The 23,126-nt window shown below is 62.1% G+C and carries 21 protein-coding genes and 3 tRNA genes; 6 read left to right on the top strand and 18 right to left on the bottom strand.

Annotated elements, in window-relative coordinates:
- Window positions 1-899 precede the first annotated feature (899 nt).
- The 4 genes from D3226_RS03205 (at window position 900) to D3226_RS03190 (ending at window position 3,666) form a co-directional block, all read left to right on the top strand.
- Complete coding sequence (locus D3226_RS03205; protein WP_202380952.1) at window positions 900-1,220, top strand: helix-turn-helix domain-containing protein; 321 nt, start codon at window positions 900-902, stop codon at window positions 1,218-1,220.
- A 368-nt stretch (window positions 1,221-1,588) separates the two neighbouring features.
- Window positions 1,589-2,446, top strand: a complete 858-nt coding sequence (locus D3226_RS14855) for a GAF domain-containing protein (protein WP_202380951.1) — start codon at window positions 1,589-1,591, stop codon at window positions 2,444-2,446.
- Complete coding sequence (locus tag D3226_RS03195; protein ID WP_202380950.1) at window positions 2,446-2,907, top strand: Panacea domain-containing protein; 462 nt, start codon at window positions 2,446-2,448, stop codon at window positions 2,905-2,907. Before D3226_RS14855 ends, D3226_RS03195 begins: the two co-directional genes overlap by 1 nt.
- Window positions 2,908-2,943: 36 nt before the next feature.
- Window positions 2,944-3,666, top strand: a complete 723-nt coding sequence (locus tag D3226_RS03190; RefSeq protein ID WP_202380949.1) for a DUF4145 domain-containing protein — start codon at window positions 2,944-2,946, stop codon at window positions 3,664-3,666.
- Between the two features lie 61 nt (window positions 3,667-3,727).
- On the opposite strand, the gene D3226_RS03185 is transcribed toward D3226_RS03190, so the two are convergent.
- The 11 genes from D3226_RS03185 to D3226_RS14595 all read right to left on the bottom strand — a co-directional run bounded on the left by D3226_RS03185 (window position 3,728) and on the right by D3226_RS14595 (window position 12,739).
- Window positions 3,728-6,817: a phage tail tape measure protein gene (locus D3226_RS03185; protein WP_202380948.1), complete on the bottom strand. Its 3,090-nt coding sequence runs from the start codon at window positions 6,815-6,817 to the stop codon at window positions 3,728-3,730.
- Entirely contained in the window at window positions 6,817-7,026 is a 210-nt protein-coding gene (locus tag D3226_RS03180; RefSeq protein ID WP_202380947.1) for a hypothetical protein, read from the bottom strand. Before D3226_RS03180 ends, D3226_RS03185 begins: the two co-directional genes overlap by 1 nt.
- Window positions 7,027-7,130: 104 nt before the next feature.
- The gene (locus D3226_RS03175; protein WP_202380946.1) at window positions 7,131-7,598 is read right to left on the bottom strand and encodes a hypothetical protein; all 468 of its coding nucleotides are present in this window, start codon (window positions 7,596-7,598) and stop codon (window positions 7,131-7,133) included.
- A 467-nt stretch (window positions 7,599-8,065) separates the two neighbouring features.
- Window positions 8,066-8,662 carry a hypothetical protein gene (locus D3226_RS03170; RefSeq protein ID WP_202380945.1) on the bottom strand — a complete coding sequence of 199 codons (597 nt, stop codon included), beginning with the start codon at window positions 8,660-8,662 and terminating at the stop codon, window positions 8,066-8,068.
- 115 nt (window positions 8,663-8,777) lie between these two features.
- Window positions 8,778-9,062 (bottom strand): hypothetical protein, encoded by a 285-nt coding sequence (locus D3226_RS03165; RefSeq protein ID WP_202380944.1) that lies wholly within the window; start codon window positions 9,060-9,062, stop codon window positions 8,778-8,780.
- A gap of 400 nt (window positions 9,063-9,462) precedes the next feature.
- Window positions 9,463-10,485: an AAA family ATPase gene (locus D3226_RS03160; RefSeq protein ID WP_202380943.1), complete on the bottom strand. Its 1,023-nt coding sequence runs from the start codon at window positions 10,483-10,485 to the stop codon at window positions 9,463-9,465.
- Window positions 10,442-10,876, bottom strand: coding sequence for a hypothetical protein (locus D3226_RS03155; protein WP_202380942.1), 435 nt, complete (start codon window positions 10,874-10,876; stop codon window positions 10,442-10,444). Before D3226_RS03155 ends, D3226_RS03160 begins: the two co-directional genes overlap by 44 nt.
- Complete coding sequence (locus tag D3226_RS03150) at window positions 10,854-11,393, bottom strand: hypothetical protein (protein ID WP_202380941.1); 540 nt, start codon at window positions 11,391-11,393, stop codon at window positions 10,854-10,856. The genes D3226_RS03155 and D3226_RS03150 overlap by 23 nt, the downstream gene beginning before the upstream one ends.
- Window positions 11,390-11,932, bottom strand: coding sequence for a hypothetical protein (locus D3226_RS03145; protein ID WP_202380940.1), 543 nt, complete (start codon window positions 11,930-11,932; stop codon window positions 11,390-11,392). Before D3226_RS03145 ends, D3226_RS03150 begins: the two co-directional genes overlap by 4 nt.
- Window positions 11,929-12,156: a hypothetical protein gene (locus D3226_RS03140; protein ID WP_202380939.1), complete on the bottom strand. Its 228-nt coding sequence runs from the start codon at window positions 12,154-12,156 to the stop codon at window positions 11,929-11,931. The genes D3226_RS03145 and D3226_RS03140 overlap by 4 nt, the downstream gene beginning before the upstream one ends.
- 412 nt (window positions 12,157-12,568) lie before the next feature.
- Window positions 12,569-12,739: a helix-turn-helix domain-containing protein gene (locus tag D3226_RS14595; RefSeq protein ID WP_202381512.1), complete on the bottom strand. Its 171-nt coding sequence runs from the start codon at window positions 12,737-12,739 to the stop codon at window positions 12,569-12,571.
- A gap of 124 nt (window positions 12,740-12,863) precedes the next feature.
- Here D3226_RS14595 and D3226_RS03130 point away from each other — a divergent pair, with 124 nt between their 5' ends.
- Together D3226_RS03130 and D3226_RS03125 are read left to right on the top strand one after the other, a co-directional pair.
- On the top strand, window positions 12,864-13,586 hold the full coding sequence (locus D3226_RS03130; protein ID WP_202380938.1) for a helix-turn-helix domain-containing protein: 723 nt from the start codon (window positions 12,864-12,866) through the stop codon (window positions 13,584-13,586).
- Window positions 13,587-13,603: 17 nt separating this feature from the next.
- Window positions 13,604-14,749 carry a site-specific integrase gene (locus D3226_RS03125; RefSeq protein ID WP_202380937.1) on the top strand — a complete coding sequence of 382 codons (1,146 nt, stop codon included), beginning with the start codon at window positions 13,604-13,606 and terminating at the stop codon, window positions 14,747-14,749.
- 178 nt (window positions 14,750-14,927) lie between these two features.
- Here the strand turns inward: D3226_RS03125 and D3226_RS03120 are convergent.
- From D3226_RS03120 to D3226_RS03090, 7 genes are all read right to left on the bottom strand, one after another.
- Window positions 14,928-15,000 (bottom strand) — tRNA-Phe (locus tag D3226_RS03120).
- 63 nt (window positions 15,001-15,063) lie between these two features.
- Window positions 15,064-15,140, bottom strand: a tRNA-Asp gene (locus D3226_RS03115).
- A gap of 32 nt (window positions 15,141-15,172) precedes the next feature.
- Window positions 15,173-15,245: transfer RNA gene (locus D3226_RS03110), tRNA-Glu, on the bottom strand.
- 253 nt (window positions 15,246-15,498) lie between these two features.
- Window positions 15,499-18,576: a DUF11 domain-containing protein gene (locus tag D3226_RS03105; RefSeq protein ID WP_202380936.1), complete on the bottom strand. Its 3,078-nt coding sequence runs from the start codon at window positions 18,574-18,576 to the stop codon at window positions 15,499-15,501.
- Window positions 18,577-18,820: 244 nt separating this feature from the next.
- Window positions 18,821-20,386 (bottom strand): zinc-binding metallopeptidase family protein, encoded by a 1,566-nt coding sequence (locus D3226_RS03100; protein ID WP_202380935.1) that lies wholly within the window; start codon window positions 20,384-20,386, stop codon window positions 18,821-18,823.
- 103 nt (window positions 20,387-20,489) lie between these two features.
- A complete protein-coding gene (locus D3226_RS03095; RefSeq protein WP_337248883.1) occupies window positions 20,490-21,467 on the bottom strand; it encodes a C-terminal binding protein in 978 nt (325 codons plus the stop codon).
- Complete coding sequence (locus D3226_RS03090; protein WP_202380934.1) at window positions 21,464-23,125, bottom strand: thiamine pyrophosphate-binding protein; 1,662 nt, start codon at window positions 23,123-23,125, stop codon at window positions 21,464-21,466. Before D3226_RS03090 ends, D3226_RS03095 begins: the two co-directional genes overlap by 4 nt.
- Between the last annotated feature and the right edge of the window lies 1 nt (window position 23,126).

The raw sequence follows: 23,126 nt of genomic DNA, 5'->3' as shown, positions 1-23,126 counted from the left end.
AGACTCACGCAGCGCTCCACTGAGGACGCCACATACCCGCTATCCCAGTGCGCGGCAACGCCCCGTTACTCCTGTCAGGAGTAACGGGGGCCGCTTACTCCTGTCAGGAGTAAGCGGCCCCAACCAGACCACAAACCTTCCCTGCGAGCAGCGCCAGCCGATAGACCTGCGCTCGAGCGCTTCCAAGACCCCGCTTATTGCTGACAGCAATAACGGGGCATGCTTACTCCTGACAGGAGTAAGCATGCCCCGCCAAGCCCCACCCCCCTCCCAACCAGCCCATCAACCTGGGCTCACCCGCTCCGCACGCGAGCGCTTCCAGGCTCATGCTTATTCCTGACAGGAATAAGCATGAATTCCCGGAGTTTCTCCCTACACCACTGGCATTAGAGGGTGACCGCGTCCCGCGTTCCGTGACGCCGGCGGAGAATCAGACCGTGGGAGAAGCAATCTCCAAAGCTTTCAGAGTCATCGGTTGTTGGCCCTCTCCTTCCGGCTGGCCAGCATCCAAACGACAACGTCGGATCTCAAATAGTAGATTTTGCCGGCACATTTCACATATGTTGGCCCCTGCCCAAGACTTCGCCACCTCTCAAGCGTCTTCGCGGAGGTGTCAGGCAGGAGCCCCGCAAGGGTCGCTGCATCCATACGTGGGGGCAAATCCAAGAAGTCATCGGCTCTCACCGGACCATCCGGCTCAGCACGTGCAAGCGGAACATTCAAGCGCTCCGGCGCCGAATCGTTTTGCTGAGGGCACGCTTTAGCGAGAGTCTCGAGGAAACGCACAAGAGACTTGCTCAGCTCTGCCCCAGCTTCGAGTAGACCCTCTATACCTTGATCGTTCATGGCAGCACCCTAGACCGCCCCAGCGACCACAGGCGAGCAAATACGCTTGCTCGATGGACGACGCAATCACTCGAGCATTACGAGCAATCATCCGCGAGGAAATCGCAGCCATCGCACCCGCCTGGACCAAAACAAGAGCCACCACAACCCCACGTGTTGATCTGCCGATTCGCGCGGGAGAAGTAGAGCGCCACTACCCAGTTGCTGAGGTGGCTAGGCTGCTCGGCATGTCTCGCGTCTGGGTGTACGAGCGAATGAAAGACGGGACATTCGTCACTGCGAACTTCGGGGACGGCAAATCCAAGAAACGAATCCCCGCCTCATCAATCAACGAGTTCATCGCAACTCACACTTACTCTCTCAGTTCCGGTTAGTAGCGGCGTACAAGATCCGCATGGTGCGCTCATCATGTACTGGATCCGTGAGGACCGAGGGATCCATATTTCGGGATCGTGTTCGCAGCGGCCGTCGTTGACGCGCAGACTGGGCGGATGAACGAAAGGGGCCTGATACCACCCAGCGCTCCCCAGTGCCCGTAATGCGATTGCCCGGTGATGATCCCATAGGCGGATGCCTCAGATGCGACGGAGTGAAGCTCGCGCGGACATCGAATTCACATGAGATTTGAGATCGTGCCCACCACCAAGAAGCAATAGCGAATCCTGTACCCTGTGTGAGTATGTCACGACGCCATCACGCAGCGACGTCCCGAGGGGGCAAGACGCTCGACTGGATCCGTTTCGTGGTCGGAACGCTGCTAGTAGCCGGCGGTCCGATTCTGATCAGCTATGGGTTGACACTTAAGAGCGACGGTGAAGTAGTTGAGGATGGCGGAGATGCGATCTGGTTAGGGGCCTTTCTCTGCCTGGTCGGAGTCGGGCTGCTCTCCTGGAATCAAATCAGATCTTCGAGAGCAGATACTGAACGCTCAAGCACCCAGTCTGAGTTCAACGATTCCCTCAACGCAGTCCTACAGGTAGTGAGCCAGTACATCGCGTCACCCAGAAACACACGGGCAAAGCAGGACTTTTTCGACAATGTCGTTCGAACTGCAGTGCCTCTCTTTTTAATGCGCGGCTCACGCGTCTGCGTTTACGAACTCGAGGGATCTGAGAGCAAGGACGGAGACACCCAATACCTTACGAGGCGATCATTCTCCGGACGAGGGGACACCCCTCGAGCTGAATTCAATTCCGACTCACCGCACGGGAAACGACTGATTGATGTCGCGAGCGGCACGCAGTATCTTTGCGTCCCATACCCAGTCAGGAAAGAGAAGGACCAAGTTGATCGCCCCAATGGAACAACCTGGCATGCGTTCTTTGCCGTCCCAATTATTGTGGACAATAAGCCTCGAGGTGTCCTATCAATCGACACGAGAGAAAAGAGACGCCGATTCACCGAGGACGAGATCGCGGTAGCTCATACCGTAGCTTTCTTAATCGGGATTGGACTAGCTAAGACGGTTGGAGCCGCAAAGGACACAAAGCCCGAGCTCGACGAGTTGCGGCGTGAGGCAGCCCGGCGTGGTATATCCTTTGGCACTCCTTCACCGGGTAGCATTGTTGGAATGACTATCACTGGCGAGGAGGTGAAGTGATGGCCGCTAGCACCGCAAGCATCCATGACGTTGCCGCATTTATCCTCGCAAAGTTCGATGGACCTATATCCACAATGAAGCTGCAGAAGCTTTGTTTCTTCGGGCAGGGTTGGTCGCTAGGGATTTCCGGCGAGCCGCTCTTCGCGGAAGATTTTCATGCTTGGAAGAACGGCCCCGTTAACTGGGACCTGTATATGCAGCATCGCGGCAAATACAGCGTGTCCTCCTGGAACCAAGGAAAATCCACCCGGATTGTCGGTTTTCCTGAACTAATAGTCCAGGCAATGCTCCACAACTACGGAGCCCTTTCGGGCATTGAGCTCAGTGAATTGACGCATAGACCCGGCACCCCGTGGGCAGAAGCCAGGCAGCAGGCTAGCGTATCCGACGGTCAGCGCGATAACAGTGTCATTACCAAGCACTCGATGCTGGAGTACTTTAGGCGCGAGCTAAAGGACTGACTCCGCTGGAATAGTCGCCCGCGGTACTCTCAAGATATGAATGACAACGCACCCGCTTTGGACCGAGATCGATTCAACTGCGCACGATGCGGAGCCTTCTCACATCACGAGTGGTTCGAACTGTACTTTTACGATGAAAATGGTTCACAACACCGTTACTACGATGACGTAGAGTACGTCGAGGCCGATCCAGCGAAAACTGTCGCGGTTTACAGCAATTGGAAGACTAGCGAGTGCAAATCCTGCAACGAGCGCACGACCTGGCGCAAGGAAGCGCTTATCCATCCGCCCCTTCGCACCGGCGTTGAACGCGCACACGAGCTGATGGATGCTGCCGCGAAGGTACTTTACGAAGAAGCAGCGAGCGTTCTGCCAGTGTCCCGGAGAGCTTCGGCGGCCCTGGCGAGAGCCGCTCTAGAAGTTGAACTCAAAGCTCTAGAGATCGGACCTCCCGATTCTCGACTTGACGACCGCATCGCCTTGCTATCGACACAGGTGAGTGAGCCGTTGTGGCAACTCCTCACGGTACTTCGAGATACCGGGAATCGGGTGTTGCACAGCAAATCTGATGACGGGGCTGTTGCTCTATTCCTTGATGAGGCGGATGCGGAGTTGGCGCCCGTGCTTCTGGGAAGCATCAACCAGGTTGTTGACGAGTTAGTGGCCAAGCCGCAGCGGGCCTCAGACCTGTTCAGCTTGCTTCCGGACGGGGTTCAAGCTGCAGCGCAACGAAAGCGAGATGCGCAGTCGCGGCCCTAATCAGGGTAGAGACACGAGTAGTGCCCCTCCGCAGCCGTAGCTGGAGAGGGGCACCTACTTGTTAGTGACGGGCCCTGCGTTCTGCCTGGGCCCGTTCTTCCGTATAGCCGTCGATTCGCTGGTCAGCAACAACCGCCATCGTCCCCACCAAACGGTTGTCCGCGTCCCTCACAGTGACCGATGTCGGCACGTACACCGTTGCCTGGCTACCGGTTCCCATGCCGAGACGTTCGCCTGTCTCAACCCAGATCTGCCGGTTGCGTTCCCGCTGATCAGGCTTCCCCGAGATGTACGCCTCCCACACCGTCTCAGGCTCAGCGAACTTGTGAATCGGGGCGCCACCCTTGTAGATCCCTGTCGCGAACCCGCCGCCGGCATAGGCCGCGATGCCCCCATTCGCGTAGGCGTAGATGCCGCCGTTCGCGTTATCGCTCGCGCTCGTGCCCTTCACGAAGTTCACGATCTTCTGGATCGGACCCAGTGCCGCAATCGAGTCCCACACACTGCGGAACCCGGAATCGTCAGCCCCAATCCACACCATCTTGCGAGGCGTCTGCGTCTTGTTGACCTCTTCAATATGCTTGATCGCTTCAGCGTTGTTGCCCCACACATACGCGGTCTTCCCGTTCACCTTGCGAACGTTCACACCATCGATACCGCGGTACGCATCAGCCGCATCCGCACTGATCTGCAAAACCTTCTCCGGTGGATTGTTCGCGACAACCTCACCGATCTTCGCCATCGCATCGTCAGTCTCACCAACAACCACAGCGGTCTTCTCATCAACCTGGATGACCTGCACCCCATCGATACCCTCGAGCGCCGCAGCAGTGTCAGCATCCATGAAGATCTTCTTCTCATCAGGGATGTCATCAATCGCGACCTTCGACGCTTCAGCAGCCTCAGAGACCGCCTGCGACGATGACAGGAACTGGTCCGCCCACGCTGCAGCAGCCTCAGGCGATTCATCCAACGCCACCCGGGCGTCGATGATCTTCTGCCGTGCCTCATCAAGAATCTTGTTCGCTTCTTCCTGCGAACCCGTCATCTCGAATGTTGCGCCGGCAGAAGCGTTCGCTGCTGAAGCGATATCGAGCAGCATCGACACCGTGTCAGCGCCTGCAGCCGTCGTGATGTCGAGCGACTGCCCACCCTCAGCAAACGCCTCCGCGAGCTTCCGATACTCGGCCTGCAACTTGATCGCGGCCCCCTCCATATCGAAAGCGCCCTCACCGAAGTTGCGGATTTGGTCAGCAAGATCAAAGATCTCGTCACTAGTCTTCGCCGCCACACCAGCGAGCTCCTCAAGTGAAGCAGTCTGTTCCTGCGCGGAGTCGGCCGCGTCACCAGCAGCAGCGCTCCCCTGCCCGGTTGCTTCCGTGAGCTCCTGCTGTCTGGTCTTCGCCTCGGAAAGGACCTTGTTGCTCCCGTCGAGGGCGTACCCCACATCGGCAAGGTCGTCAGACCAGCCCTTCCAGTCCGCGTTCTCAAGCCTGAAATCTGCATCGTGCTTAAACTTGTCCAACCGACCATTCACGGTCTCGAGTGCGTCCGCGTTGCCAAGCCATGCCTGTGTCATGTCACTCGCGGAGATCCCCAACCGCTTCGCCGCGGACAGCACACCCTGCTGCTGCAGCTCGTTCGCAGCCCACGCTTCAGAGTTCTCCGTGATCGCACCCGTCGCACCGTCCAGGGTGTCAGCAAGGGCCTTCGCCTGGTTACTGAGGCGGTTCTGCTCCGCCACAAGAACACCAACAACGGAAGCTGCAGCAGTCACGCCAAGCACCCACGGATTCCCGAGCATGCCAGTAACCCGACCCACCCCATCAAGCACCCGGGTTGATGTGACTTCCAGAGTTTCCAGGGCGACCTTGAACGCGGCGATCTTGGGGACCGCGGCCATCATCACGCCACCCCCAAGCAGCACACTCGCAGACGCCACAGCACCCCAAGCGGCCACGGCCCCCATAGGCCCATCGAGCCCAGACAAAAGGTTCGTGAAGAGGCCAACACCGTCAGCTGCGAACTCGATAGCCGGCAGCAAATGCTCACCGAACGAGATCGCCAGATCCACGGCCTGGTTCCTCGCAACCCCCAGCTTGGAAGCTGTGGTCTCATAGCGCTTGTTCGCCTCGTCAACGAGCGCGGTGTTCTCTTCGAAGGCGCTGTTGCCCATCTGCATGGCCGACGAGAACTGGTCAGCAGCTGACGCGGAGCGCAGGAGTGCATCACGCATTCGCACCTCAGTGATGCCGAGCTCCTCGAGCACCCCAAAGGTGGACTTCCCCTGAGCCTCAGCATTCGCCAAACCACTCACGAACGCAGCGAGCGCCTCACCAGGATCAGAACGCCACTTCGCCGCGAACTGGTCAGCCGAAATACCAGCAACCGACGCGAACTTCTCGAGCCGGTCACCACCCTTATCAACCGACGAAGCAATATCGATCATGACTTTCGACATCGCAGAGCCGCCGGCCTCAGCCTCAATGCCGACTGAAGACAGGGCGGTGGACAGGCCAAGAACCTGCCCCTCAGACATCCCGATCTGAGTACCAGCACCGGAAAGGCGCTGCGCCATCGACAAGATCTCTGCCTCTGTGGTCGCGTAGTTGTTTCCCAACTCCACCAGTGCAGCGCCGAGGTTCGACACCTGAGACTGCGAAGTACCCATCACGTTCACAAACCGAGCAAGCTGCGTTGCGGCTTCCTCTGCGGTGAGGTTCGTCGTCTCCCCAAGATCGATCATCGTCTTGGTGAACGCCACAACATTCGGTGTCGCGATGCCAAGCTGGCCAGCAGCCTCAGCAACAGCAGCAATCTCTGTGTGAGACGCTGGCAGCACGTTCGTCAAGCCGCGAAGGCCAGCCTCAACCTGCGCCAGCTGCTCCGGCGACCCATCAACCGTCTTCGTAACCCCAGCCCACGCGGAGTCCCAATCAATCGCCGCCTTAGACGCGAGCCCAAGCCCGACCGCAAGCAACGCGCCCGAAGCCATCCCAACACGGCCCATCTCTTCGAACGCCTGCTGCTTCTGGGCTAACTTCTCCGTCTCACTGCCAGCCTCACGGGTGGCCTGTGCCGCCTTCTCCATAGCTGCGATATAGCCCTGAGCCTGCGCGGTGAGAGTTACCTTGACTGACCGATCCGCCATCAGAGCACCTCCCCGTTCAACCGGTCCATCTCACGAGTGCTCTCAGCCGCGACCCGCAGAAACGCCATCAGCTTCTCCATGAGCTCAGCACCATCACCAGGGAACCTCTGCGCCAGATCACTCCACCCAGCTTCGAGCGCCTTCACATCAGCCAACCCGAACTCTCGGCACTCAGCCATCAACCTTTCAAGATCTTCCTTCTCGAGCATCACTGCCCCTCTCATACCCACGAAACACAAAAGGGAGCCCCAAACGAGACTCCCCTGCCCGCAATAAGCGGTTTGGAACAACGAGACAACCGTCTATTGCGTCTCTAATCCCACATCGGTTCGCTATCGAACAATTCCCTCAAGCTCTCGCGCATACTCTCGCCGCTGGGCTCCGGCCGCTGAACCACGCCACCTTCACGGGGCGCCAGGTTGCCCCCAACGAGTCGTTGAGACACGAGACCGGCGAACCGCTCCGCCTGCATCCGCAACATGCCCTCATCGGTCGCAGTGAGAAGAATGTCGCGGTCGACCGACCCGATGCCAAACTCCGCAGCAATACGCACTCGCAAATTCTCCAACTGCAACGAGGACAGCTCAGACACCAGCTGCTGGTTGCGTGACTCTAGATCCTGCGCAGAAGCCGCACGCGCCTGCACCTGCTCGTACTCAGCCTTCATATTCTTCAAACGGCTCTGAACAATCTCGTCCACCTCAGTTTGTGTGAACGTCCGCTCAGCGACCCGGACGGCCACGTCTGCCGGCGACGGTACCGCCGAAACACCTTCAGCCATTGATTGACTCCTTCACTAAATAGATCACCATGCGATGCGAGCCATGATCAAACACGCTCACCACTCGCACTAGCCCACGTGAGGCCAACGTGTGCGCCGCTCGACGCAACGAAACCGCATCCGAACGCGTGGTCGCAGCCGATGTAACCACCAGCCCGAAACCATCAGGATGCGACAAGAACGACTCCAACAGGAACCGTTGACACGAACCCAAACCCCGAGACACCAAACCTCCTAAGTGTTGCCATCAGCTGAGCGGAGAGTCTTCCCCAGAGAAGCCACCACACCCCAAATCGCCGCACAACGATGCCAAAACTACGTTCCCAACGGAGCCCAACACCTCCCCCACGAAAAAAGAAAAAATGCCGGAGAGAGAGAACGGCAAGCACCGGAGGTCTTGTAGATGACGGCTTGGGGGCCACTCCCCCTGGGTGTTTGCCCAGGAGGAGTGGCTTTGTGTTGCGTGTTCACATGTAGTTGAGGCCTCGTCCGAACTCGCTGCGGAGTGTGCGCAGCTTTTGTACGTCGTTGACGAGTGCTGCGACTGTGGGGTTTGCTTTCGTGAAGGCGCGCTGTGCGTCTTCCCAGTGGTTCTCGACTGCTTCTCGGAAGAGTGCGTGTGCGAGTGTTCGGTCGTTGCTGCGTAGTGCGCGGTCCATGACCTTTGCGGCACGGTCGTTGTCTCTGACGGCTTCGGCTCGGTCTTGTGCGTCTCGGTAGGCGATGATGTTGTTTTCGCTGCACCCGACGAACCCGTCGAGGCGCCGCTCGAGTTCCGTGATCTTGGTGTCGATGACCTGGTTCTCGGCGTTGATGCGGCTGCGGCGTGCGGCTGCGTATGCGGTTTCTGCGTCCGCGATGCGTTCGGCTCGTCCTTGGTCGCTGAGCTGTGGGTCGTGTCGGATGTCCGCGAGTTCAGCGCTGTGTGTCTTGCTGGCTTGGCGGGCGGTGTCCCGAAGCTGCTTAATCTGTCCTGCGACCTCCACAAGGTCGGGGCTTTCGTTGTCGTGGATGGTGACGCCTTCGCTTCGGAAGGTGATGCTCATTCCTGTGCTGAAACTCACTATCTTGTTCCTTTCGTTCGGCCTTTTGGGGCCGGCTTCGTGTTGCCTCGCGCCTTGGTTGTTTATGGCGCTGAGGTTGTTGCGTGGTCAGTTGTGACCGGGTACTGCCTGTGGCTCATCCCCGTGCTGCGCCCGCTCGTGTCTCCGGCCTAATGGCGACTTGCACGATCTCGTGCCGTCCTCGGCATCCGCTCCTGCAACCGGTCGCGTTGAGATCTTCGAGGATCACAGTTGCTACGGCGTTGGTCTCCCAGAGGCTGATGGTTGGTCGTCCGCACCAGCTGATGAGAGCGAAACTGCCGGTGCCTTTCACCCAGGTGTGGGTGGGGAGTGCGCAGCGGATGAAGGTTTCTGGTTTTTGGTGTTGCCGGCTACAGCGGTGGTTCTTGTAGGTCTTCATGCTTCCTCCTTCCGGGAGGTTCGTTGGTGCTCGTGGAGGAGCTCGGCGAGCTCTGCAATGAGACGCGGGATCTCGCTGTAGTCAACGGCGACGGGTGCCCGGGTACCGCCATAGAGCTTCACGAGCGGGCTGGTCGTGCCGTCCGCATTGCCCCACTCAGCGGGTCTTGCTTGAACCCGGTAGGGCTTTCGGGGGGCGCTTTTCGTTCCTCGTTCCTCTGTTCCCGGATATAGGGTCGGGGAACGGGGAACAGAGGTGTTCCCCGATGTTCCCGGAACGTTCCCGGAACTCTCGTAGAGCCGATCTTGGTTGTTCCCGGCCCCGTTCCTCGTTCCTCTGTTCCCGTGTTCCCCACCCCTATATCCGGGAACGGGGAACACGCCCTGGTTCTGATCGTCGGTCACGCCACTACCCCTTCTCGTTCTTGCCACAGTCGCCACGCCTCTGACGCTTTCCCCGTGCCCCACGTACAACGTGTTTTGATGTCTCGCACAGACGTTGGCGGTGGGGTGAGCTTGTCGAGTTCTTCGAGGAGCTGCTCTCCTGTGGCACCATCCACCTTGATGCTCTGCTTCGGCTTCTCACCCTCCAGCGGTGGCCGGATAGACCAGTTCAAAGCGCCTTCGGTATCGGTCATTTTGAAGCGGCCCACCAAAGGTTCACGGTCCTTTGAGCAGTGGGCTCGGAGTCCGCCGTGACGGTCTTTCACGAGCGTGATCTCGGCCGCGCCACCCGATCCCGGCGCGAAGGGTTCATCGATCGTGACGCGAAGCAGCGCACCAGAGATCGCCCGCTTTTTCGCTGCAGTCCCAGTGGCCCCGTACTGACGTGACTCGTTGCCTTTGGCCTGGTGATCGATGAGGACCACGCACGCGCCAGCCATAACGAAGGGCTTAATCGCGGTGGAGTGAACCCGGGTGAAGTCATCGGCACTGTTGCTGCTTGCCCCGTACATGGGCATCAGCTCACCGATGGAATCGATCACCACAAAGTCAGGTCGCCATGACATCGCGTCGGTCACAACTCCCGCCATCGAGGGAGGATCGTCTGCCTCGGTGTATCTGAATCTCAGCGGGTCGATGAGTACATCGATCGGCACTCCGAACGCGCGAAGCCTCGAGACGATGGCCTGCGCCCCGTTGTGGTCCAAGTCCACGATGAGGACGCTCCCGCCCGTGAAGAGCACGTCAGCGCCCGCGGTAAGCGCAATGAAGGTCTTCCCGGACTCCGGATCTCCGATGAGGCTGTTCGTTGCGCTCTTATAGAAGATCCCGATGCCGTCGCTGCGCTGCCCATACTCGGGGGCCGGTGGTTGGAGTGGCCCTCGTTCGAGCAGCTCCTTCACATCGCAGTACAGGCCTGGCGTGTATCCATGAGGCTTACGCTGCTCTTCGACGGCGCTCAGGTGCTGAGCTGCTGTCATGGTTGACTCCTTGTTCTGGCGGGTGTTCCCCGCCCCGTAATGAGTTCTGAGTGTTCAGTTGTCGTTGCCCAGCTGCCTGGGCAAGCTCTTGTTCGATGCGGTCCCAGACCTTCTCGTCGGCTTCCTGGAGGCCTGTGTCGAGGCGTTGCAGGATGCGTTCGCGGCGTTCGTCATTGGTGAGGAACGCGCGCGCCCAGTACACATCGAGGAGATGGTTGAGCTGGTCGATTTCAGGTTGCCGAGATACACGCCCTGCTGCTTCGCCCGCATGGAACCATGCGGAGACACACAGGGGCAGCTCCTGGAGTGGGAGCTGCCCCTGTGAGACCTGGTCGAGCCAGTGTGTGAGGGTGTGTTCGGCGGCGGCGCTAACTTGCCTGCGGGCCATCATGGCCCCAGTTCGTACCACGCACCACGTTGTCGAACTGTTCGTGGAGCCCGTAGCGTCGCTCGTGCTCAGCCACGCACTCTAGGTGCGACTTCCGGACTCGCTCTTCAGAGTCGTAGCGGGGGTAGAACACGCTGGTTACGTGCTCACTTTTGAACGCCATCGAGACAGGGCTGCCGTCGTCATATCTGAACGCTTCTTCCGGCAAGATCCGAAGCTCACCAAGCCACTCGTCTACCCCTACGTCCATATGCTCGCTGAGTGCCTTGTACTGCGCTTTCCGGATGCCGTCGACGAACTCGATCAGCCATTCCGGCACGTCTGGTGAGCCGCCTCCGAGCTCGTCGATGACGAACTCGAGTTGGCTGATGCTCCGGAGCGCGAGCGCTTTCAAAGTGTCGAGCGGGGAGGACGCGGGGGTGGTCTGGTTGATGGTCATGCTGCTGTCTCCAGGTGGCGTGAAAGAGGCTGAGTGGCTGAGGTCTTTGTTGACGATCCCGTCTGTCGACATTTCAGTCACAGCCCCACCCCTTGCAGTTCCTCAGCCGCTGGTTGGCCAGGCGCGGTGCGGCGTTCGATGGCATGGCCGTTCAGCGCGTCGCAGGCCCTCTGCATTTGTTCGAACGCCGTCAGAAGCTTCCGCACCTGGGCGATCCCTGCCCACCCGTCGGCAATGTCGTCGGGATCTACCCATGCCGCCCACTCGTCTTTTTCGTCGAGGTGGCCGTTCACGTTGAAACCTTCGTCCTCGATGCGGGCGAGGCGGCAGTAGTCAACGCGGTACCCGTTCTCATACTGGTGCGTGCTACGAACGCACGCGGGCACGGTGCAGGGCTTGTCCTCTTTGATCGTTCCCGGAGCGAAGAGAGCGGACATTGTTGTCCCGAGTGCGCGAGTGATGCCGGCAAGCTCCCCCACCGTGAAGTCACCCTCACCGGCGAGCTTTCGCACAAGGGTAGGGAGCGGGATTTCTGCGACGATCGAGAGCGTCTGGTGCAGGTGACCGCTCTTCGCGATGAGGTAGTTCAGCTTCTCAACAGTCAGCGACGAGATGCTCATGCTGCTACCTCCTCGTTCTGCTCCATGACGTGCACAGCGACGGCCTGGAGCGCCGCAGCATACGTGCAAGCTTGTTCGGGAGTGAAGGTGAGCGTCCCGATTGGCGTGATGGTCCTCACGCTCTGACTTTCGACCATGACAGTGAGACTGCCGACTTGGATCTCCGTATTGAAGGCGGTGTTGGTGTTCTCGCGAACATGCGTGAGAATAGGGACAACGGTCATCAGTGATCCTCCTGGATCTTCTTGGTGTTCGAACCCTCATCGCAGTTCTGATTGGCGTTAGTGCCTGCGATGGGGGTTGTTTTCTTTACAAGGCGGATGCGTTCAATGGGCTCGCCCTGCTGGAACTTCTCTCGTTGCTTCCGACTAAGTGTCTGCTCACCACGGTCAATCAGAACTCGGAGGATGAGCTCCCCGAGCCTGTGGTCTACGTGGATCACAGGCTGCGTGCCATCCACGAAACGAGGGCCCTTGATCGTCCAGTCACCAACTCCAAGGCGTAGCCGACGAGCGGTGTCCTCAAATGTTGGATCGCGGAACGAGTAGACGGAACTCTCGTCTAGTGCGGGTGCGGATTCATCCGAGACGGCTGTCGATCGGGATCCGGTTGCTACTGACTTCAGGGGCGGGGGCATTACGAGTCCTCCCTTTGCTGCTCGAGCCAGGCATCAATGTCCGCCTGACGCCAGCGCACTGTGCCCCTGCCGATTTTGATCGCGGGAGGCAAGGGCTCCCCCAGAGATCGCTTTCTGTAAATCGAACTTGCGCTGGTCCCAAACTGCTCTGCAAGGCCAGCAGCATTCACAAGGCTCTGAGGGCCGGACGGGGAACTGAATGTCTTCGCCACAATTCTTCCTTTCGCTTACACAAAAATACCGTTTATGTGTTCAGCTTCAATATACACAGATCTTCCGATAGTGTGTATCAACATGGAGAAAGACGGCGTGTCGCAACTCGGGCTCAATATCTCGCGCTACAGACGAGCTGAGGGCTTGAGTGCCGCTGAGCTATCAGAACTGGCGGGCGAAGGCCTCAGCCGTTCAGTCATTGCCAACCTGGAGAACGGCCGCAAAGATGATGTAACAGTCAAGCAACTGGTTGCACTTGGGAACGCTCTCCGGATCCCACCGGCTGCGCTCGTTGTGGATATCTTCAACCCCGGGGCAGACGCCCCGTACTACATGCCACTTGCGAGAGGCAAAGGTTTCAACCGCGAAACGCTCAAGATCGAAGAGCTCGAAAGCATGCGAAGAAACGCAGATTTCTGGTCTTGGTTCACGGGGGAACGCATAATTGCAGACGAGCCGCTCGATGGCGCCCCGAAGGCTGTTATGGAAACAACAAACGCACTGCGTGGATACAGCCGGGCCTGGTCCATGCTCACGAACGCTGTTCTGAAGTACACGCAACTTGGGCTCGTCACCAGCGACGACGACGAAGAGATCCAGAGGGTACAGAGCTCACGAATGATGGATGCCATCGAAGGTGCGGTGAATGTGGTCAGATGGTCAAAGGAACTAACAGCGAAGGGTGTCAAGACCACCGACATTGAACAGCAGGTAGCCACGCTTATGGACAAGGCCAAGATCCCTTTCAATTTTGAAACCGACGCCCAGGAGTTCCCTGATCCCAGCTCCTTCCGCTGGCTCTAATCCAGAAGAAACAGCTCATGTCCCGCCCGCGTAATCCGATTGGCACCCATGGCGTCATCAAGATCGACGAGATAGCGCCAGGAAAGGTCCGAGCTCGAACCCGCTACCGATTCAGCGACGGCAAGTTACGTCAGGTCGAGCGGTTCGGTAGCACCAAGAGCAAGGCGGAGCACGCTCTCAAGACAGCTCTGACAACCATTGAAGCGGATCGCGGCGGCGAACTTAAGCCCACCACGACACTCAAGACACTGGGACAAATGTTCTTGGCGGCAAAGCGTGATGCCGGCCGCTCGGAAGGGACGCTCGAGACCTACGGCTACGCAGTGAACGCGCACATCGGCAAAGAAATCGGTGACATGTCAGTCGCCGAGGCCACTCCTGAGCGGCTGCAGAAGTTCCTGACTCGCATCGAGAAAGAGAACGGTCCGGGCGCTGCGAAGAACTGCCGCTCCTCCCTGAGCGGCATGATGGGTCTCGCGGTGCGTAATGGCGCGATTTCGCGCAATCCGGTGCGCGAGCTGGAGCGAATCTCGCATCGAAAGAAGAAGGGGAGCGAGGCAATCCCTCTCGCAGAGCTGCCTAATTTCATCGCCAAGGTGCAAGAAGACGCCCTTCTGAAAGAGTGGGACACGGTCGAGCTGATCGAGTTCATGCTGTCCACGGGGTGGCGCGTCGCCGAGGCGTGCGCGCTCGAGGTCTCGTCCGTCGATTTCAAAGCCGGCACCGCGACAGTCGAAGCTATCGCGAAGCGACTGCCGAAGATTGGAATGCAGCGGCAGCTGTTCCCAAAGACGGCAGCTTCAGCACGCACCACTCCCCTACCAAAGTCCACGGTGGAGCTTCTGGGGCGTCGACGTGACCGACTTGAGGGTCAGACCAACCTGCTCTTCCCAACGCCGCTCATGAAGCTGCGAGACCCATCCAATACACAGCGTGAGATTCGCGATCGCCGAGAGGATCTCGGTTACCCAGAGCTATCAACCCACAGCTTCCGCAAGACGGTCGCAACGATGCTCGACGCCGCCGGACTCTCTGCTCGCGACATTGCCGAGTATCTAGGCCAGGCGAACCCCTCAATCACGCAGGACATCTACATGGCAAAGCAGACAGGAAGCAAGAAAGCCGCCGAGACCATGCAGAGAGGCCTCAACGGCTTGTTTTGAATGTGCGGGGTTTATGCGGGGTGCTCGACTGAAAGATTTGGGAGCGGCCTTTCGATTTTGCATCGAAAGATCTTCAATGATTCAGCACCAGCAAACAAAACACCTGGTCAAACGAATAAAGGAACCCCCAAGAGTAGAAGCCTCTTGGGGGTTCAGCAGCGGTGTAATCTCCGCTACGTGGCTCCGACCGGCATCGATCCGGTGACCTTTCGATTTTCAGTCGAACGCTCTACCAACTGAGCTACAGAGCCAGGCACTCACACTGGGTGACCGCCTGAGACGAAGAAACCCTTCCGAAGAAGGGCTTCTCCACCTGGCGACCCTGACGGGACTTGAACCCGCGACCTCCGCCGTGACAGGGCGGCGCGCTAACCAACTGCGCTACAGGGCCATAGTGTGTTATTCAATTATATTCGGTATTAGTGACCCCAACGGGATTCGAACCCGTGCTGCCGCCGTGAAAGGGCGGTGTCCTAGGCCGCTAAACGATGGGGCCGAAGCGGCTTTTTATTTCCGCTTGCTACCGAGATGAAATACTATGCTGATTCAACCCAGGCACGCAAATCAGGGGCCTAAAACACTGCATCCCTGGCGTGTCGCACCTGCCTGACACACAGCGTACACCCGCTCGCCAGCTTCGCGAAACGCCGATTCGACCAGGGAAACATCTTTTCAGCGAACAGCCCCGACAGACACACCTCGGCCCCGCGAGGCGATACTCCCGCGGGGCCGAGGCTGCTCACCCTCCTCTACTCGGCTGTCTTCCTGCGGCGACTTAGCGTCCAGACGAAGGTCCCACCGAGGAGCAGGCCCAGCCCGATCATTCCAAGCTGCTCAGATCCGCTCTCGGAGACACCGGTCTTCGCGAGCTCCGCGTGCACAGGCGGCATCGCTGCCGGAAGCGCTCGGGGCGCAACACCGGGAACCACACCACCGGGGGTGGTCGGCGGTTCTGGCGTGACCGGAGGCTCCGGGGTGACCGGAGGCTGTGCCGAGCAGTTCGGCGTTGCCGGCGGGTACACCGTGGCCTCGTTGGCCGTGGGGTTGATCCTGATCTCGACGATTGCCTCGGCGCGGAGGTCGTAGTGCGGTGCGCTCGGGTCAAGGACCCACACGCCATCACTTCCGAGGCTCCAGCCGGGCCAGCCGGTCGGGTTCCCGTTCGCGTCGATCGTGGCGCCCGGCCACAGCATCTTGCCGGTCACCGCGTCGCCGCTCTGCCACCCGACCGGATATGCGATCGGATCCACCTGGGAGGCACCATTGGCCAAGATCGCCGCCGGATTGTTCGCCGGGATCGAAGGATCACGGTTTGCGAATGCCTCCGGCGTCCACCAGATCATGACGATCGGCAGGGTCGCGGTGTCCGCGGTGCCGCTCGGCGTGACGTTGTAGGTGAACCACGGGGTGTCGTTGATGCAGACGGCATTGCCAGCGACGCTCACCGCACGGATCTCGGTGGTTGCAGACCCGCAATCATTGCCGGGGGTGCTGTCCCCACCGCCGGGGGCCTCATCACCCGCCAGAACGGCATGCAGCGTACTTACGCTGTCGACCTGAGGAGCGTCACCCGGCTCTGGCTCAGGCTCTGCGGCACCGTCTGCGGCGACGCAGGCCTGGTTGGTCACCTCACCGCTCGCGGGTGCCGCTGTGACCGTCACATCGAAGGAGATGGTGGCTTCGCCATCGAAGGCCCCCTCGAAGCTTGCGGTCACGGTGTTGCCCGAGATCGACACGGTCCATCCTTCGCTCGCGCTCTCAGACCCTGCGACCGGAGTCAGCCCCGCGGGCACCTCGTCGGTGACTACCGGGTTGAGCGCCGCGTCCGGGCCAGCATTCGCCACGGCGAGCGTGTAGTGGATCGTGTCCCCCAGTTCGGCAACCGCGCCGTCCTCGCCGACGCTCGCGGTCTTCACGAGTGACAGGTCGTACGAACCTGCGGGACAGGGGTTGATCGTCACCTCACGGGTCACTGATGCGTCACCCACGCTCACCGTAACGGTGTAGGTGCCAGCGCCGGCGACGTCAAGCGAGACGTCGAGGGTCGAGCCCTCACCCGCCTGCACGGTGCGGCTCAGGTACGGCGTAGCGCTCCCGGATCGGACAGTCACGGTGTAGTCAACACCTGCGACCAGGCCGCCCAGCTGGGCGAGGAGCGTCTGGGGAACCCCTGCCCCAAACTCGGTGCACTGATCCACCTCGAGATACAGCGTGGGAGCCTCAGGCTCGGGACACTCGCTCACCTCGATCGTCGCTTCAGCGCTGTCACCGGCGTGCTCGCCTGTGCCCTGAACGGTGACGAGAAGCGTCCCTTCCTCATTCGGGGTGACGGTGATGCTGTGGGCGGCTGCGTCAGCAACGAACTCCATCGGGCTCGTCTCGGCGATGCCGACACCGTCAACTTCGACGGTGTACGGCTCTCCCACCACGAGCTCGGAGAGCGCGATGGTCACAGGCGCGAAGCCGCCTGCGACCGGGCAGTCACCGGCGGAGATCAGCAACGCGGGATCGGGATCCACCTGCGGCGGAACGTTCTCGCAGTTGTTGTTGAAGATCGCCTGCCCGGCCTCATCCCAGTTCTGACCATCGAACGTCACCATCGCGCCCGCAATCATCGCCTCGAACGGCGGGATGATGTCGCGCCCATCGTGATGCGATGCACCCCGGTGCCCGTTGTACGCAGCCTCCGCGGACACCGTGATCTTGTTCCACGGGTTCGTATCCGACTCCGTCGCGTGGCACAGCGTCACCTTCACGTCCTCCGGCGGCGCGCACCGCTCGACGGTCAGGTCGCGAGAAACGGTGCCGCTTGCGGCCCGCTCGTCGGTGCCCCACACCTCGACGGTGATCTCAGCGACGGCGCTCGCACCGAGCGAGACGCTTTCCGTTGCACCGCTCGCGGTGAACGTCTGCACGCTGCCACCGTTCACCTTGTAGCTGTACGGCTGACCCGAAACCAAGTTCGCGAACAGTGCCACAACTGGCGGGTACTGCTGATCAGCAACACACTCCCCCGGCGTCAACGTCACCGACGGCGCGGGATCCACCTGGGGCGGCGGGTTATTGCAGCCCGCGTTGTAGATCGCCTGGCCCTCAGCATTCCAGTTCTGTCCGGGGAACTGCAGCGTGACGCCCCGTTCCGTGTACTCGAACGGCGGGATGATGTCGCGGCCATCCTGGTGATGGCTCCCTGCGTGCCCGTTCGCCGCGCCATCGGGCGCAATCTTGATCGACACCCACGGGTTCTTCTGCGACTTCGTTGCGTGACAGAGCGTCACTTTGTCCTTCTTCGGACCTCCGTTCCCCAGCGTCTGAGCTTCGGGGGCAGCCGCTCTCGCCGTGGGCGCAGCGGGGGCCTGTTCCGCAGCCGGAGCTGGGCTCGGAGCGACCTCAGCCGCTGGCGCCGGCTCGGCGGCAGGCTCCGGCGCTGCGACCGGCGCAGGAGCGGGTTCTGGCGCAGGGGCCGGCGCAGGCGCTGGCTCAACGACGGGAGCGGGTTCCGGGGCCGGTGCCGGTTCCGGCGTTGGGGTCGGCGCTGGGGTCACTTCTGGGGCCGCCTCCTGCGGTGCGGGGGCTGGCTCTGCAGCAGCGTCTGCTGCCGCTGGCGCCGCCTGCGCAGTCAGCGCGGAATCGGCAGCCGGGGCGAGTTCTTCAGCGAACGCCGGCGACGTGAACGCGGGGAACAGGAGCGCGACTGCCGCAAGCAGTGCCGCGCCACCCCTGAGGGTCCCACCGCCCCCACGGAACACGCTGCCTTCGAACGGCCGACGGCGCATCCTGCGATGCGCGCTCGGCTGGAACGACTGATGGGCTCGATGGTGTCTCATGGCCGTGCTGCCTTCTCCAGTGGGATTCGGAGGCAGCACTCCGTTGTCCTGTCCCCGATCTCACGGCCGGCAGACGCCGGGAGCGTTGCTCGTGCGCCCGCGGCCGCGTGATGCCGCTCACGTTAGGCGTGGGGCAAGAAAAGCGGATCCGGGAAAAATACGCAGATTGGGGCGCAGAAACACGTGAGGGCCCCGCGCACTGCGCGAGGCCCTCGAAGTGGGTGCGGCACCGAGCCGCTCGGGATCACCAGTGACGGTGCTCCGCAGCGCCCGAGTAGTCGGGCCAGGGCAGGTCGATCGGCGGCTCGAAATCGACGGGCAGCAGCGCGGGCATCGGCTCGGCAGCAACACGGTCCGCGAACTCCTGCTGCGCGGCAGCGAGCGTCTCGGGCTTCGTGAGCAGGTCAAGGAAGGTGCCCGAAACGGTCTTGCCCGCCGTGACGATGGTGGGGGCAATCGTCTCGGGGATCCCGCCCAGCGCGTTCATCACCCAGGCCGGGTACGGCCCCTCCCCCTGCACGGGCTGCAGCGCGGGGCGCGAAACGTAGAAACGCACGAGCGGGGCGTAGTGGCTCATCTCGACGTAGTCGTCGCTCGTCCAGTTCCGCTGCCAGGCAGGCATGTGCTCGCGCAGCAGCCGCTCAGCCTCCTGCGGGGCGATGAGCTGCTCGGTCTCGGCGAGGAAGGGCTTCTCGGTGGCCTCGCGGCCGAGCGAGCGCTGAATCTCCTGCGCCACCGTGATCGCCTCGGGCCCATAGCTCGGTGCGCCCACCTCCTCGAGGTTGGCGTAGAGGGTCTCGCTCATCACGTGGTTCGTGCGGCCGGGGCGGCTGCGGGCGATCCAGCGATCCTCCGCTGCGCAGTGCGCCATGCTGGCCGCGGCCTGCGCGTTACGGTCGAGGATCGCGAGGATGTGCTCGGCCATCTCGATGTCCGGGGTGCGCCATGAGAACTGGATACGCGCCACCCGCTGCGGCAGGTTGTCGGCGGTGGCCTGACCGTCGCTCAAAATCGCGTCAGAGAAGCTCCAGCCGCCCGTTGCGGGCAGCATCGAGTCGAGCATGGTGCGCGAGGCCGTGTACATCTGCATGAGCGCCACGTTGGCTCCCGGAGCGCGCGCTGCAGAGTGCGAGGCGGGGATCGGCGAATTGGGGTTCGCGCTCGAGATCTGCCACGTCTCGGGCTCATCGCAGATGAAGGAGTACACCTTGCTGTAGTACGCGCCGCACTGCGTGTCCCAGCGGGCCGTGTTGCAGAGCGGGAGCATGTAGAAGGGGTGGAACGACACGATTGCGTCTGCGTCGTCGTAGTAGCCACGCAGCCCGTGCACCACCTTCGAGCCGTGCATCTTCTCGGCCGGCTCACCCGTGTACTTCAGCGTGCCGCCGATGCCGTGCGCGGTCATCGCGTGCTTCGTGGCGAGCACACCGGCGAGCGTGGAAATGCCGAGCACGGAGTGCGGATCGGTGTGGCCGGGAGCGAAGCGGCTGAGCCCCTCGCGCGGCGTCTCCGAGGTGGTGGCAGCCTGGCTGTTGCCCGGCACCGCATCGTACTCCGCGTAAGTGAGGAGCGTCGGCCCGTCACCGTTCGACCAGACTGCACTGAAGGCCGTGGGCATCCCCGCGGAGCCGTCCTCCACTTCGAAGCCCTCCTCGCGGAGGCGGGCAACGTACCACTCCTGCGAGCGATACTCTCGCCAGGCAGGCTCGGCGAGCTCCCAAATGTGGGTGTGCCACTCGGTGAGCTCGGTGAGGTGTTCGTCGATCCACGCCTGCGCGGTGCGCTTGGCCTCGGCGGTGAGTGCGGTCACGATGTGTCCTTTCGGGTGAAGCGGGTGTGACAGGAAATGAATGAGTGCGGGTGCAGCACGGGCCGCCTCCCAATGTGGAAGACGGCCCGCCTGCTGCACCGGGCTATGCGGGGGTGTTGACGGGCGACTCGGGCCGGCCAGTCTGCGCGAACGTGACGGCGTTCGCCGCCTGCACGCGCACGTACTCGGCCTCGGTGAACGAGGAGAAGTACGCGATGTGCGGGGTGAGTACGACGTCGTCACGGCCCAGGAGGGGGTGGTCTGCCGCGGGCGGCTCCTGGTCGAGCACGTCGAGTGCCGCGGCCGAGAGCTGCCCCGAGTCGAGCGCTGCCGCCAGGGCCGCGCTGTCGATGAGGCCGCCGCGTGACACGTTCAGCACCACTGCCCCAGCTGGCATCGCGGCGATGAACTCGGCGCCCACGAGATGCTCCGTGTCCGGCGTGAGCGGCAGATGCAGCGAGAGCACGTGTGCGCTGTCGCGCACGTCGACGAGCTCCGCCCGCCGAATGCCGAGCGCCTCAAGGTCGGCGCGCACCTCTGGGGTGTCCGGGAGGAACGGATCGTAACCCACGATCCCGCCGAAGAGCGGGCCGGCAACCCGAGCGAACTCACGCCCGATCTTGCCGAGGCCAACGATACCGAGCTGCAGTTCGCTCAGCCGGGGCGGGGCCACAGCCGCGCGCTCGTTCCACCGCTCGGGGGTGGCCGAGCCCAGGTAGAACGGCAACTGGCGCGTGGCGTGGAGGAGCAGTGCCAGCGCGTGCGTTGCGACTTCTTCCGTTGCGGCGCCCGGCACATTGGTCACCCAGATCCCGCGCTCGCTCGCGGCTTCGAGGTCGACGAAGTCGAACCCCATCGACATCAGCGCGATGAGCTTCAGCTTCGGCAGTGCCTCGATGATCTCGCGCGTGATGGGCGCGTAGCCGAGCAGCAACACCTCCGCATTACGGGCTCCCGCGATGATCGCGGCGGGGTCCCGCGTCTCGAGCACGCGGACCTCGTAGCCCGCTGCCTCGAGGAGCGCGACGCCCGCAGAGACGTCAGTATCGTCGGTGTCCGTGTAGACGGCGAGCGGGCTCACGCTGCTGCCGCCGATCCCAGGTCGAAGGAATCCTGCGGCAGGTGGATGAGCTGCAGCCCACCACGCGCTACGGCGGCCTCGACAGCGGTGGCGAGCTCGGCGGCGTTCGCCACGCGCTGCCCGGCACCACCGAATGCGGTGGCCACGGCGGCCCAGTCGGGCTGAGTCAGCACCACTCCGACGGGCGCGATGCCCGCGTCGGCCTCGTTCTGCTTGATCTCGGCGTAGCCGCCGTTGTCGACCACGATGACGGTCACGTCGATGCCCTGCTCAACAACGGTGATGAACTCCTGCATGGAGAACATCAGTGCACCGTCTCCGAGCACCGTGAACGCCGGGCGCTCGGGTGAGGCGATGCGCGAACCGATCGCGGCGGGCAGACCGTAGCCAAGGGTCGCGTAGGTGCCCATGTACGGCGTCGAGTTCGGCACCCGCGCGGTAATCGCGTTGAGGAGACCCCAGTAGGCGATCTGCGAGGAGTCGGTTGAGACGATCGCGTTGTCCGGCAGCACACTCGCGATGAGCTCGCCCAGCCCAGTGTTCACGGGATCGAGCTCCGCCGACTCCGCACGCACCGCTGCACGGCTCGCCACAACGCTCGCGGCGGCAGTCTCGGCAGCGGCTTCGCGCGCTGACAGGTCCTGAGTCCCGAGCGCCTCAGCGATCGCGGCAAGCGCTGCGGCGGCGTCAGCCACGATCCCAATCTCTGCGGTCTGGTTCTTCTCGATCTGCGTCTCGAGCAGGTCGATTCGGATCACACGGCCCCGCGCCTCAAGCGCGTCGACCCAGAGCTCCGCCTCGCCGAGCTTCGCCCCGACAACGAGAAGCACGTCCGCGTCACGTGCGCGATTTCGCGCGGCTGCGAGCCGCAGGTTCGAGCCGAGCGCGAGCGGGTGCGTCTCATCGAGCACGCCCTTCGCGTTGAGCGTGGTTACCACGGGGGCGTTCAGCCGCTCGGCGAGCGCTCGCAGCTCCGCAGCCGCACCGCGCGACCCGCCGCCCGCGAGAATCACGGGGTCCTGCGCTCCCGCGAGGGCTGCGGCCGCCGCGGCAACCACGTCCGCGCTGGGATCCGCGACCGGGGCGAACTCCCGCGCCTCGAGCGCGGCGGCGGGGACCTCGTCTCCGATCTCCTCCTCGAGGAGGTCGAGCGGCACCTCGATGTACACCGGCCGGGGTCGGGTGGTGGCGAACAGTTCGAACGCCTCGTGCACCGCGGCGACCGCTTCGATGGCGGTCTGCACGCGACGCGCACGCTCGACAATCGCGGCGGCGGCGCTCAGCTGATCCTTCGTCTCGTGGAGTGTCCCCACATCGGCGAACTCCTTCCCGCGGGCGGGGCCGGGAGCGAGGATGATCATGGGGCGCGACTCCGCATACGCGGTGCCCGCCGCGCTCAGTGCGTTCAGGAGGCCCGGGCCACTCGTCGTGATGACCACGCCTGGCTTGCCCGTCTGGAGCGACCAGCCATCGGCTGCGTAGCCCGCGCCCTGCTCGTGCCTGGACGTGACCGCGCGAATGCCAAACTCCGCAAGCGGGCGATAGAACTCAAGGTTATGGGTGCCCGGGATCCCGAACACAGCGTCCACGCCGTAGTTCTTGATCGTCTCGATGACCAGCCACCCGGTCGTGCGCTTTGCGGTCGTCTGCGCCGTCATG

Source organism: Leucobacter chromiireducens subsp. chromiireducens (genome assembly GCF_016758255.1).
Classification (GTDB): domain Bacteria; phylum Actinomycetota; class Actinomycetes; order Actinomycetales; family Microbacteriaceae; genus Leucobacter; species Leucobacter chromiireducens.
This window is presented reverse-complemented; position numbering and strand designations above follow the sequence as displayed.

What these genes read in the sequence shown, in the direction of transcription:
- D3226_RS03185 (WP_202380948.1), bottom strand. Translation starts at nt 6,817, where the DNA reads ATGGCGGATCGGTCAGTCAAGGTAACTCTCACCGCGCAGGCTCAGGGC.
- D3226_RS03165 (WP_202380944.1), bottom strand. Translation starts at nt 9,062, where the DNA reads ATGAAGACCTACAAGAACCACCGCTGTAGCCGGCAACACCAAAAACCA.
- D3226_RS03130 (WP_202380938.1), top strand. Translation starts at nt 12,864, where the DNA reads ATGGAGAAAGACGGCGTGTCGCAACTCGGGCTCAATATCTCGCGCTAC.
- D3226_RS03125 (WP_202380937.1), top strand. Translation starts at nt 13,604, where the DNA reads ATGTCCCGCCCGCGTAATCCGATTGGCACCCATGGCGTCATCAAGATC.
- D3226_RS03140 (WP_202380939.1), bottom strand. Translation starts at nt 12,156, where the DNA reads ATGACCGTTGTCCCTATTCTCACGCATGTTCGCGAGAACACCAACACC.
- D3226_RS03205 (WP_202380952.1), top strand. Translation starts at nt 900, where the DNA reads ATGGACGACGCAATCACTCGAGCATTACGAGCAATCATCCGCGAGGAA.
- D3226_RS03180 (WP_202380947.1), bottom strand. Translation starts at nt 7,026, where the DNA reads ATGCTCGAGAAGGAAGATCTTGAAAGGTTGATGGCTGAGTGCCGAGAG.
- D3226_RS03090 (WP_202380934.1), bottom strand. Translation starts at nt 23,125, where the DNA reads ATGACGGCGCAGACGACCGCAAAGCGCACGACCGGGTGGCTGGTCATC.
- D3226_RS03145 (WP_202380940.1), bottom strand. Translation starts at nt 11,932, where the DNA reads ATGAGCATCTCGTCGCTGACTGTTGAGAAGCTGAACTACCTCATCGCG.
- D3226_RS03155 (WP_202380942.1), bottom strand. Translation starts at nt 10,876, where the DNA reads ATGATGGCCCGCAGGCAAGTTAGCGCCGCCGCCGAACACACCCTCACA.
- D3226_RS03175 (WP_202380946.1), bottom strand. Translation starts at nt 7,598, where the DNA reads ATGGCTGAAGGTGTTTCGGCGGTACCGTCGCCGGCAGACGTGGCCGTC.
- D3226_RS03190 (WP_202380949.1), top strand. Translation starts at nt 2,944, where the DNA reads ATGAATGACAACGCACCCGCTTTGGACCGAGATCGATTCAACTGCGCA.
- D3226_RS03195 (WP_202380950.1), top strand. Translation starts at nt 2,446, where the DNA reads ATGGCCGCTAGCACCGCAAGCATCCATGACGTTGCCGCATTTATCCTC.
- D3226_RS03160 (WP_202380943.1), bottom strand. Translation starts at nt 10,485, where the DNA reads ATGACAGCAGCTCAGCACCTGAGCGCCGTCGAAGAGCAGCGTAAGCCT.
- D3226_RS03105 (WP_202380936.1), bottom strand. Translation starts at nt 18,576, where the DNA reads ATGAGACACCATCGAGCCCATCAGTCGTTCCAGCCGAGCGCGCATCGC.